This is a genomic window from Janibacter sp. CX7 (assembly GCF_024362365.1).
Classification (GTDB): domain Bacteria; phylum Actinomycetota; class Actinomycetes; order Actinomycetales; family Dermatophilaceae; genus Janibacter.
The window spans coordinates 535952-548249 of record NZ_CP101464.1 but is presented as its reverse complement, the minus strand read 5'-3'; the positions used below and the strand labels follow the sequence as shown (position 1 = coordinate 548249).

General features: G+C 67.7%; 8 protein-coding genes. All 8 read right to left on the bottom strand.

All coding sequences use genetic code 11. The annotated features are described in order from the left end of the window. Positions 1-13 precede the first annotated feature (13 nt). Positions 14-2137, bottom strand: a complete 2124-nt coding sequence (fusA, locus tag NMQ01_RS02730) for an elongation factor G (RefSeq protein WP_255185349.1) — start codon at positions 2135-2137, stop codon at positions 14-16. Between the two features lie 88 nt (positions 2138-2225). After that, entirely contained in the window at positions 2226-2696 is a 471-nt protein-coding gene (rpsG, locus tag NMQ01_RS02725) for a 30S ribosomal protein S7 (RefSeq protein ID WP_072623757.1), read from the bottom strand. Further along, on the bottom strand, positions 2696-3070 hold the full coding sequence (gene rpsL, locus NMQ01_RS02720) for a 30S ribosomal protein S12 (RefSeq protein WP_007930014.1): 375 nt from the start codon (positions 3068-3070) through the stop codon (positions 2696-2698). Before rpsL ends, rpsG begins: the two co-directional genes overlap by 1 nt. 297 nt (positions 3071-3367) lie before the next feature. Then, complete coding sequence (locus NMQ01_RS02715) at positions 3368-3898, bottom strand: GNAT family N-acetyltransferase (protein WP_255185348.1); 531 nt, start codon at positions 3896-3898, stop codon at positions 3368-3370. Continuing rightward, the gene (locus NMQ01_RS02710) at positions 3899-4174 is read right to left on the bottom strand and encodes a hypothetical protein (RefSeq protein ID WP_255185347.1); all 276 of its coding nucleotides are present in this window, start codon (positions 4172-4174) and stop codon (positions 3899-3901) included. Between the two features lie 84 nt (positions 4175-4258). After that, positions 4259-4534, bottom strand: a complete 276-nt coding sequence (locus NMQ01_RS02705) for an HU family DNA-binding protein (RefSeq protein WP_072623754.1) — start codon at positions 4532-4534, stop codon at positions 4259-4261. Positions 4535-4754: 220 nt separating this feature from the next. Next, positions 4755-8636, bottom strand: a complete 3882-nt coding sequence (locus NMQ01_RS02700; RefSeq protein WP_303708039.1) for a DNA-directed RNA polymerase subunit beta' — start codon at positions 8634-8636, stop codon at positions 4755-4757. A gap of 140 nt (positions 8637-8776) precedes the next feature. Further along, complete coding sequence (gene rpoB / locus NMQ01_RS02695; protein WP_255185346.1) at positions 8777-12259, bottom strand: DNA-directed RNA polymerase subunit beta; 3483 nt, start codon at positions 12257-12259, stop codon at positions 8777-8779. Positions 12260-12298: the final 39 nt, after the last annotated feature.

Here is a 12298-nt window from a genome sequence, read left to right as displayed (position 1 = left end):
GTAATGCTACCGGTCACTCGCCTCGGGTCTTCTTGATGATCTCCTCGGCGACCGCCTTGGGGACCTCCGCGTAGGAGTCGAACTCCATGGAGTAGTTCGCCCGGCCCTGGGTCTTCGACCGCAGGTCGCCGACGTAGCCGAACATCTCCGACAGCGGGACGAGGCCGGTGACGACCTTGGCTCCGCTGACGTCCTCCATGGACTGGATCTGGCCACGGCGGGAGTTGATGTCGCCGATGACGTCGCCCATGTAGTCCTCGGGCGTACGCACCTCGACCTTCATCATCGGCTCCATGAGCACCGGGTCGGCCTTGCGGGCGGCCTCCTTGAAGGCCATCGACCCGGCGATCTTGAACGCCATCTCCGAGGAGTCGACGTCGTGGTAGGCACCGTCGATGAGGGTGGCCTTGACACCGACGACCGGGTAGCCGGCGAGCACGCCGTACTGCATGGCGTCCTGGATACCGGCGTCGACGCTCGGGATGTACTCACGCGGGATGCGACCACCGGTGACGGCGTTCTCGAACTCGTAGAGCTCGCCGTCCGTGTCCTCCGTGGCCTCGAGGGGCTCGAAGGTGATCTGGACCTTGGCGAACTGGCCGGAGCCACCGGTCTGCTTCTTGTGCGTGTAGTCGTACTTCTCGACCGCGCGACGGATCGTCTCGCGGTAGGCCACCTGCGGCTTGCCGATGTTGGCCTCGACCTTGAACTCGCGCTTCATGCGGTCGACGAAGACGTCGAGGTGCAGCTCGCCCATGCCGGCGATGATCGTCTGGCCGGTCTCCTCGTCGAGGCTCACCTGGAAGGTGGGGTCCTCGGCGACGAGCTTCTGGATCGCGGTGCCCAGCTTCTCCTGGTCACCCTTCGTCTTGGGCTCGATGGCGACCTGGATGACCGGCGCCGGGAAGGACATCGACTCGAGGATGACCTGGTCGTTGACGTCGCTCAGGGTGTCACCCGTCGTGGTCTCCTTGAGACCGATGACGGCGTAGATGTGACCCGCCATCGCCTCGTCGACCGGGTTCTCCTTGTTGGCGTGCATCTGGAAGAGCTTGCCCAGACGCTCCTTCTTGCCCTTGGTCGAGTTGATGACCTGGGTGCCCGGCGTGATCCGACCCGAGTAGACCCGGATGAAGGTCAGCGTGCCGAAGAAGGGGTGCGCCGCGATCTTGAAGGCCAGCGCGGAGAAGGGCTCCTCGGTGCTGGGCTTGCGCAGGACGACCTCGTCCTCGTTGCCCGGGGCGTGGCCCTCCATGGCCGCGACGTCGAGCGGGTTGGGGAGGTAGTCGACGACCGCGTCGAGGACCGGCTGGACACCACGGTTCTTGAAGGCGGAGCCGCAGAAGACCGGGTAGAGCTCGGAGTTGACCGTCAGCTTGCGCACGGCGGCCTTGATCTCGTCGGTCGTCAGCTCCTCGCCACCGAGGTACTTCTCCATGAGGTCGTCGTCGGACTCGGCGACGCGCTCGACGAGGTGGTTGCGGTACTCCTCAGCCTTGGCCTGGAGGTCCGCGGGGATCTCCTGGACCTCGTAGGAGGCGCCCATGGTGACGTCACCCTTGGCGTCGCCGGGCCAGACGAGCGCCTTCATGCTGATCAGGTCGACGACACCGACGAAGTCGTTCTCGGCGCCGATCGGCAGCTGCATGACGAGCGGCTCCGCACCGAGGCGGTCCTTGATGGTGTCGACGGTGAAGTAGAAGTCGGCGCCCAGCTTGTCCATCTTGTTGACGAAGGCGATGCGGGGGACGTCGTACTTGTCCGCCTGGCGCCAGACCGTCTCGGACTGGGGCTCGACACCCTCCTTGCCGTCGAAGACGGCGACGGCGCCGTCGAGGACGCGCAGGGAGCGCTCGACCTCGACCGTGAAGTCCACGTGGCCGGGGGTGTCGATGATGTTGATCTGGGTGCCCTCCCAGAAGGAGGTGACCGCGGCGGAGGTGATCGTGATGCCGCGCTCCTTCTCCTGCTCCATCCAGTCGGTGGTGGAGGCACCGTCGTGCGTCTCGCCAAGCTTGTGGTTGACGCCGGTGTAGAAGAGGATGCGCTCAGTCGTCGTCGTCTTGCCGGCGTCGATGTGCGCCATGATGCCGATGTTGCGGACCTTGGTGAGGTCCGTCAGGACGTCCTGTGCCACTCGTTATCTCATCTCGCTCGTTGCGGTCGTGTCTGCCCGGGAGGGCGGGTGGTGGTCGGGGCCGACGGTCGCCGGCCCCGACCTGCTGTCACCAGCGGTAGTGCGCGAAGGCCTTGTTGGACTCGGCCATCTTGTGCGTGTCCTCGCGACGCTTGACCGCGGCACCCAGGCCGTTGCTCGCGTCGAGGATCTCGTTCATGAGGCGCTCGGTCATCGTCTTCTCGCGACGCTGACGGGCGTAGCCGACGAGCCAGCGCAGCGACAGGGTCGTGGCGCGGCCGGGCTTGACCTCGATCGGGACCTGGTAGGTCGCACCACCGACGCGGCGGGACTTGACCTCCAGAGAGGGCTTGACGTTGTCGAGCGCGCGCTTGAGCGTCTGGACCGGGTCGGTGCCGGTCTTCTCGCGGCAGCCCTCGAGGGCGTCGTAGACGATGGACTCGGCGATGGACTTCTTGCCGTCGAGCAGGATCTTGTTGACCAGCTGGGTGACCAGCGGGGACTGGTAGACCGGGTCGACGACGAGGGGGCGCTTCGGAGCAGGACCCTTGCGAGGCATTACTTCTTCTCCTTCTTCGCGCCGTAGCGGCTGCGGGCCTGCTGGCGACCCTTGACACCCTGGGTGTCGAGCGAACCGCGGACGATCTTGTAGCGGACACCGGGGAGGTCCTTCACACGACCACCACGCACGAGCACGATGGAGTGCTCCTGCAGGTTGTGGCCGACACCCGGGATGTACGCGGTGACCTCGATGCCGGACGTCAGGCGCACACGGGCGACCTTGCGCAGGGCAGAGTTCGGCTTCTTGGGGGTGGTCGTGTACACGCGAGTGCACACGCCACGGCGCTGCGGCGACCCCTTGAGGGCCGGGGTGGCGGCCTTGGACGGCTTGTCCTGCCGCCCCTTGCGCACCAGCTGGTTGATGGTAGGCAACCTGTTCTCCGTACGTCGGTGATGTTGTCTGCACCGTCCGGCGTGAGCCGGCCGATGCTCCTTGGATGCCACCGGCGACCCACGCACTCGGGTGTGTCGTCGGTGGTGCTCTCCCCTGCACTTCCGGTCACGGCCTGTCGGTCCGCCACCGGACGCCCGGCGAGAGAGGCGAGTCGGGTCGTCTCCGACCCTCCTCAGCACGCGTCACGGCACAGCCGTGCCACGTGCGGAGATCAACGATACCGGCGGCCCCCGTGGGGTCACAAATCCATACCGTCCGGAGGGCGCTCCGCGCGTTCAGCCCAGGGCGTCGAAGGCGGGGGCGTACCGGAAGTCCCCGGCCATCTCGGGCCGCCAGGCGCGCAAGGTCAGGGCCTGGAAGTACCTGTCCCCCCAGGGGCCCGGTGACCCGATCCCCAGGCCGGAGGCGGTGACGAAGCCGAAGAACCCGTAGTAGTCGGGGTCGCCGAGCAGGACGAGCGCCGGCTCAGCCTGCTGCTCGGCACTGGCGACGACGGCCATCATGAGGGCGGCACCGATCCCCTGCCGCTGCAGGTCCGGGCGCACACCGATCGGGCCGAGCCCGACGCTGGGCGCGCCCGCGAGGCTGCCGCGGCTGCAGACGACGTGGCCGACGACCTGCCCGTCGAGCTCGGCGACGAAGGTCAGCTCGTCGATGACCGAGCCCTCGGCCCGCAGCGCGCGCAGCAGCTCGCGCTCGACCGACTCGCTGCGCCCTGACGGCACCCCGAAGGCCGCGTCGTGCAGGGCCTCCGTGGCCGCCGCGTCGTCCGGCGTCTCGCGCCGGATCACCATGTCGTCGCGCATTCAGTACCTGTCCGTGATCCAGTGGCTGTTGCCGGAGAGGAAGGCGCCGACGTAGACCGCCGCCACCACGAGTAGCACGACGGTGACGACCGTGGCATCGCTGCGCGAGCGCCGGGTGAAGATCGCGACGGCCGCGCCGGCGAGCACCAGCGCCAGGAGCTTGCTCAGCCCGCCCGGCTTGAGCAGGAGCACCAGGGCACCGACGACGAGCAGGGCCCCGAGGGCCCACCGGGCCGCGGTGGCCCGCACCGACATCGGTTGTTCCCGGTCACTCATGGCGCCATCCTCCCCCATCCGGGCACGGCGAAGGGGGCCGACCACCTCGACGGTGGTCGGCCCCCTTCGCGTGGTGCCGGGCAATCAGCCCTTGGCGGCCGCCTTGAGGGCGCTGCCGGCGGTGAGCTTGGCGGCGTAGCCACCGGGGATGGTCATCTCCTCGCCCGTCTGCGGGTTACGGCCCTTGCGCTCGGCGCGCTCGACGCGCTCGAGGCTGAAGAAGCCGGGGACGGTGACCTTCTCGCCCTTGGCGACGGAGTCGGACAGGACCGCCTGGAGGGCGGTGATGACCTCGGACGCCGCGGAAGCGGACACGCCAGCCTTCTCGGCGACGGCGCTGGCGAGCTCGGACTTGTTCATAGTGGGATCTCCATCCTTGAAGTTCGTAGGTCGAACAAGGCCAATCAACCACGAAACCGGGGCCTTCGTCGACTTCGCCCACGGCGTGTTTCCCTTGATTTTCCGGCGATCTGTCGCCCGTCGGCCCCTCTGGCCACACCGCTCACGTGCGTCTCGCGGACGACGAAGGGGGTCGCCTCCCTCGCGGGAAGCGACCCCCTTCGGGTCACGAGAGGACGGCTCAGACGTCCAGGTCCAGGTCGTCGAGGCGGATGGCCTCGCCGGAGCCAGGACCGAAGACCGGGTAGGCGTACTCGTCGTAGTTGGGCAGCGAGTACATCGCGGCCTTGGCCTCCTCGGTGGGCTCGACCTCCACGTTGCGGTAGCGGGGCAGGCCCGTACCGGCGGGGATCAGCTTGCCGAGGATGACGTTCTCCTTCAGACCCAGCAGCGGGTCCGAGCGGCCCTCCATCGCGGCCTCGGTGAGGACACGAGTCGTCTCCTGGAAGGAGGCGGCGGAGAGCCAGGAGTCCGTGGCCAACGAGGCCTTGGTGATACCCATGAGCTCCGGACGACCCGAGGCCGGGCGACCGCCCTCGGCGACGACGCGACGGTTCTCCGCCTCGAAGCGGGCGCGCTCGGCGAGCATGCCCGGCAGGAGGTTGGCGTCGCCCGACTCGAGGATCGTGATCCGGCGCAGCATCTGCCGGACGATGACCTCGATGTGCTTGTCGTGGATCGACACACCCTGCTGGCGGTAGACCTTCTGGACCTCGTCGACGAGGTGCTTCTGCGCGTGGCGCGGGCCGAGGATGCGCAGGACCTGCTTGGGGTCGATGGCGCCCTGGACCAGCTGGGTGCCGACGGCCACCCGCTCGCCGTCCTCGATGAGCAGGCGCGAACGCTTGCTCACCGGGTAGGCGTGCTCCTCGCCGTCGCGGTCCGCGACGAGCAGGATGCGCCGGCCCTTGTCGGTCTCCTCGATCGTCACGCGGCCGTCGGCCTCGGCGATCGGGGCGACACCCTTGGGGGTGCGCGCCTCGAAGAGCTCGACGACACGCGGCAGACCCTGCGTGATGTCGTCACCGGCCACACCACCGGTGTGGAAGGTACGCATCGTCAGCTGGGTGCCGGGCTCACCGATCGACTGGGCCGCGATGATGCCGACGGCCTCGCCGATGTCGACGAGCTGGCCGGTCGCCAGGCTGCGGCCGTAGCACTTGGCGCAGGTGCCGACCTTGGACTCACAGGTGAGGACCGAGCGGATCTTCACCTCGTCGACGCCGGCCTTGTAGAGCTTGTCGATGACGACGTCACCGAGGTCGGACCCGGCCTCGGCGAGGACGGCGCCCTCGTGCTCGACGTCGGCGGCGACGCAGCGCGCGTAGACGGTGAACTCGACGTCGTCGTGCTTGCGGCGGGTGCCGGTCAGCTCGTCGAACTGGGCGATCGGCATGGTCAGACCACGCTCGGTGCCGCAGTCGTCCTCGCGGATGATGACGTCCTGCGAGACGTCGACGAGACGACGCGTCAGGTAGCCGGAGTCGGCGGTACGAAGGGCGGTGTCGGCCAGACCCTTGCGCGCACCGTGCGTCGAGATGAAGAACTCGACGACGGAGAGACCCTCACGGAAGTTCGTGCGGATCGGGCGCGGGATGATCTCGCCCTTCGGGTTGGCCATGAGGCCTCGCATACCGGCGATCTGGCGCAGCTGGAACCAGTTACCACGGGCACCCGAGTTGACCATGCGGAAGATCGGGTTGTCCTTGGGGAAGTTGGCCTGCATCTCCGCGGAGACCTCGTTGGTCGCCTGGGTCCAGATCTCGATCTGCTCCTGACGACGCTCGTCGTCGGTGATCAGACCGCGCTCGTACTGCTTCTGGACCTTGGTGGCCTTCTCCTCGTAGGTCGCGAGGATCTCCGGCTTGCGCGGCGGCGTGACGACGTCGGAGACGGCGACCGTCGTGCCCGAGCGGGAGGCCCAGTGGTAACCGGCCTCCTTGAGGGCGTCGAGCGATGCCGCGACCTCGACCTTGGTGTAGCGCTCGGCGAGGTCGTTGACGATCGTCGACAGACGCTTGCGGTCGACCGGCTCGTTGACGAAGGGGTAGTCCTCCGGCAGCGTCTCGTTGAAGAGCGCGCGGCCGAGGGTGGTCTCCGCCGTCCACGTCGCGAGCATGCCGCGCTCGTCGAGCTCGGCACCCTCGGGCACCGCGTCGCCGGTCGGCAGCACGACGTCGTTGAGCCGCACCTTGATCGGCGTGCCGATCTTGATCTCGCCGGCGTCGAAGGCCATGCGGGCCTCCGCCGTCGTCGCGAAGGCGCGACGGTGCTCGGTCTCGAGGGCCACCTCGGAGGTGAGGTGGAAGAGACCGATGACCATGTCCTGCGTCGGCATGGTGACGGGGCGACCGTCGGCCGGCTTGAGGATGTTGTTGCTCGAGAGCATGAGGATCCGGGCCTCGGCCTGGGCCTCCGCGCTCAGCGGCAGGTGGACGGCCATCTGGTCACCGTCGAAGTCGGCGTTGAAGGCCGTGCAGACGAGCGGGTGGATCTGGATGGCCTTGCCCTCGACGAGCTGCGGCTCGAAGGCCTGGATGCCCAGACGGTGCAGCGTGGGCGCACGGTTGAGCAGCACCGGGTGCTCGGTGATGACCTCTTCGAGGACATCCCACACGACGGAGCGCTGACGCTCGACCATGCGCTTGGCCGACTTGATGTTCTGGGCGTGGTCGAGGTCGACGAGCCGCTTCATGACGAAGGGCTTGAAGAGCTCGAGCGCCATCGCCTTGGGCAGACCGCACTGGTGCAGCTTCAGCTGCGGGCCGACGACGATGACCGAACGGCCCGAGTAGTCGACGCGCTTGCCGAGGAGGTTCTGACGGAAGCGACCCTGCTTGCCCTTGAGCATGTCGGACAGCGACTTCAGCGGGCGGTTGCCCGGGCCGGTGACCGCACGACCGCGACGACCGTTGTCGAAGAGGTTGTCGACGGCCTCCTGCAGCATCCGCTTCTCGTTGTTGACGATGATCTCGGGAGCACCGAGGTCGAGCAGTCGCTTGAGGCGGTTGTTGCGGTTGATGACCCGGCGGTAGAGGTCGTTGAGGTCGGAGGTCGCGAAGCGGCCACCGTCGAGCTGGACCATCGGGCGCAGGTCCGGGGGGATGACCGGGACCGCGTCGAGGACCATGCCGGCGGGCTTGTTGTCCGTGGTGAGGAAGGCCGTGACGACCTTGAGGCGCTTGAGGGCGCGGGTCTTCTTCTGACCCTTGCCCGTCGCGATGATCTCGCGCAGCTTCTCGACCTCGGCCTCGAGGTCGAAGGTCTCGAGGCGCTTCTGGATCGCCGCGGCACCCATGCCGCCCTCGAAGTACAGACCGAAGCGGTCACGCATCTCGCGGTAGAGGACCTCGTCGCCCTCGAGGTCCTGGACCTTGAGGTTCTTGAAGCGGTCCCAGACCTGGGAGAGGCGCTCGACCTGCTGGTCGGCGCGCTTGCGGATCTGGTTCATCTCGCGCTCGGCGGAGTCGCGGACCTTGCGCTTGGCGTCGGACTTGGCGCCCTCGGCCTCGAGCTCGGCGATGTCCTTCTCGAGCTTCTGCGTGCGGGTCTCGACGTCGGCGTCGCGACGGTTCTCGAGCTCACGCTTCTCGGCCTCGATCTGCGCCTCGAGCGAGGGCAGGTCGCTGTGACGCTGGTCCTCGTCGACGCTCGTGATCATGTAGGCGGCGAAGTAGATGACCTTCTCGAGGTCCTTCGGCGCCAGGTCGAGCAGGTAGCCCAGACGGCTCGGGACACCCTTGAAGTACCAGATGTGGGTGACGGGGGCGGCGAGCTCGATGTGGCCCATCCGCTCACGACGCACGCCGGCGCGGGTGACCTCGACGCCGCAGCGCTCGCAGATGATCCCCTTGAAGCGGACGCGCTTGTACTTGCCGCAGGAGCACTCCCAGTCCCGGGTGGGGCCGAAGATCCGCTCGCAGAACAGGCCCTCCTTCTCGGGCTTGAGGGTGCGGTAGTTGATGGTCTCGGGCTTCTTGACCTCGCCGTGGCTCCACGTACGGATGTCCTCCGCGGTGGCCAGGCCGATGCGCAACTCGTCGAAGAAGTTGACGTCCAGCACTGTGTGCTTCCTTCTCTCGTTCTCTCGAGGATGACTCTCGATAAGTTCAGTTGCCCTGGGGCGACCGGGGTCGCCCTGCGGGCTTGTGGGGGGCCGGAGCCGGGGACCGCCGACCGGTCAGGTCGGCGGACCCCCGGGACTCAGACCTCCTCGACGCTGCTCGGCTCGCGCCGGGACAGGTCGATACCAAGCTCCTCCGCGGCGCGGAAGACATCGTCCTCGTTGTCGCGCATCTCGATGGTGCCGCCCTCGGAGTTGAGGACCTCCACGTTGAGGCAGAGGGACTGCATCTCCTTGATGAGCACCTTGAAGGACTCCGGAATCCCCGGCTCGGGGATGTTGTCGCCCTTGACGATGGCCTCGTAGACCTTGACGCGACCGGTCACGTCGTCGGACTTGATCGTCAGCAGCTCCTGGAGCGCGTAGGAGGCGCCGTAGGCCTCGAGGGCCCACACCTCCATCTCGCCGAAGCGCTGGCCACCGAACTGGGCCTTACCACCCAGCGGCTGCTGCGTGATCATCGAGTACGGCCCCGTGCTGCGGGCGTGGATCTTGTCGTCCACGAGGTGGTGCAGCTTGAGGATGTACATGTAGCCGACGGACACCGGGTCCGGGTACGGCTCGCCGGTGCGGCCGTCGAAGAGGTTGGCCTTGCCGGAGCGGTCGATGAGCCGGACGCCGTCGCGGGTCGGGGTCGTCGAGTCGAGCAGACCGGTGATCTCCTCCTCGCGCGCACCGTCGAAGACGGGGCTCGCGACGCGCGTGTTGGCCGGGGCCTGGCGCGCGTCCTCGGGGATCATCTCGGCCCACTCGGGATCGCCCTCGATCTGCCAGCCGCGGCTGGCAGCCCAGCCGAGGTGCAGCTCGAGGATCTGACCGATGTTCATTCGACCGGGGACACCGAGCGGGTTGAGCACGACGTCGACCGGCGTGCCGTCCTCGAGGAAGGGCATGTCCTCGACGGGCAGGATCTTGGAGATGACGCCCTTGTTGCCGTGACGGCCGGCGAGCTTGTCACCGTCGGTGATCTTGCGCTTGTTGGCCACGTAGACGCGGACGAGCTGGTTGACGCCCGGGGGCAGCTCGTCGCCCTCGTCCTTGTCGAAGACCTTGACGCCGATGACCGTGCCGGTCTCGCCGTGCGGGACCTTCATGGACGTGTCGCGGACCTCGCGCGCCTTCTCGCCGAAGATGGCGCGCAGCAGGCGCTCCTCCGGGGTCAGCTCGGTCTCACCCTTGGGCGTGACCTTGCCGACGAGCAGGTCGCCGTCGCGGACCTCGGCACCGATGCGGATGATGCCGCGCTCGTCGAGGTCGGCGAGGACCTCCTCCGAGACGTTGGGGATGTCGCGGGTGATCTCCTCGGGGCCCAGCTTGGTGTCGCGGGCGTCGACCTCGTGCTCCTCGATGTGGATCGAGGAGAGGACGTCGTCCTGCACCAGGCGCTGGCTGAGGATGATCGCGTCCTCGTAGTTGTAGCCCTCCCACGGCATGAAGGCCACGAGCAGGTTGCGCCCGAGGGCCATCTCGCCGCCGTCGGTCGCGGGACCGTCGGCGATCAGCTGGCCGGCCTCGACACGGTCGCCCTCGGAGACCATGACGCGCTGGTTGTAGCTGTTGCCCTGGTTGGACCGGGAGAACTTCATCATCTTGTACGAGCGCGAGCCGCCCTCGTCGTGGGTGACCGTGACCAGGTCCGCGGAGACCTCGGTGACGACACCGGCCTTCTCCGCACGCACGACGTCACCGGAGTCGAGCGCCGCGCGGTACTCCATGCCGGTCCCGACGAAGGGGGCCTCGGCCTGGACGAGCGGCACGGCCTGACGCTGCATGTTGGCGCCCATGAGCGCGCGGTTGGCGTCGTCGTGCTCGAGGAAGGGGATCATCGCGGTCGCGGCCGAGACCATCTGGCGCGGCGAGACGTCCATGTAGTCAACGTCCTCGGCCGGGATCTGGTCGACCTCGCCACCCTTGGTGCGGGCGAGGACGCGCTCCTCGGCGAAGGTGCCGTCGTCGAGGAGGACGGCGTTGGCCTGGGCCACGATGACCTTGTCCTCCTCGTCCGCGGAGACGTAGACGATCTCGTCGGTGACGCGACCGTCGACGACCTTGCGGTACGGGGTCTCGATGAAGCCGAAGGCGTTGATCCGCCCGTAGCTCGCGAGCGAGCCGATCAGACCGATGTTGGGACCCTCAGGGGTCTCGATCGGGCACATGCGGCCGTAGTGCGACGGGTGGACGTCACGGACCTCCATCTGGGCACGGTCACGGGAGATACCGCCCGGGCCCAGCGCGTTGAGACGACGCTTGTGCGTCAGACCCGACAGCGGGTTGTTCTGGTCCATGAACTGCGACAGCTGGCTGGTGCCGAAGAACTCCTTGATGGAGGCGACGACCGGCCGGATGTTGATCAGGGTCTGCGGCGTGATGGCCTCGACGTCCTGGGTCGTCATCCGCTCGCGCACGACGCGCTCCATCCGGGACAGGCCCGTGCGGACCTGGTTCTGGATGAGCTCGCCGACGCTGCGCAGGCGACGGTTGCCGAAGTGGTCGATGTCGTCGGTCTCGACGGGCACCTCGAAGGGCTCGCCGTCGCGCGTCCCCGGCAGGGTCGGCTGGTCGGCGTGCAGCGCCACGAGGTACTTCAGCGTCGCGACGATGTCCTCGAGCGTGAGCACCGAGGCGTCGAGCTCGGCCTCGACACCCAGCTTGCGGTTGACCTTGTAGCGGCCGACCTTGGCCAGGTCGTAGCGCTTGGGGTTGAAGTAGAGGTTGTCGAGCAGATTCTGCGCGGCCTCGCGGGTCGGCGGCTCGCCGGGGCGCAGCTTGCGGTAGATGTCGAGCAGGGCAGCGTCCTGGTCCTCGACGGTGTCCTTCTCGAGGGTGGCGCGCATCGACTCGTAGTCGCCGAACTCCTCGAGGATCTCGGCGGAGGTCATGCCCAGGGCCTTGAGCAGGACGGTGACCGACTGCTTGCGCTTGCGGTCGACGCGCACGCCGACCATGTCGCGCTTGTCGACCTCGAACTCGAGCCAGGCACCCCGGCTGGGGATGACCTTGGCCGAGTAGATGTCCTTGTCGGACGTCTTGTCGGGCGTGCGCTCGAAGTAGACGCCCGGGCTGCGGACGAGCTGCGAGACGACGACGCGCTCGGTGCCGTTGATGATGAAGGTGCCGCGCTCGGTCATGAGCGGGAAGTCACCCATGAAGACCGTCTGGCTCTTGATCTCGCCGGTCTCGGCGTTCATGAACTCGGCGGTGACGAAGAGGGGCGCGGAGTAGGTCTGGTCGCGCTCCTTGCAGTCGTCGACGGAGTACTTCGGCTCCTCGAAGCGGCTCTCCCGGAAGGAGAGGCTCATCGAGCCGGAGAAGTCCTCGATCGGGGAGATCTCCTCGAAGATCTCCTCCAGCCCCGGGTGCTCCGGGACATCGCGTCGACCAGCGTCGAGAGCCTCAGCGAGACGCTCCTGCCACTTCTCGTTGCCGAGGAGCCAGTCGAAGCTCTCGGTCTGGAGGGCCAGGAGGTCTGGGACCTCGAGCGGCTCGCGGATCTTCGCGAAGGACAGACGGCCACTGGCCGTCCGTGCGGTGGACATCGGGGAAGCGGTGCGCGAGGCAGCCAAGGATGGATCCTTCCACGGGCCTGAGAGTCGGGCGGTGCC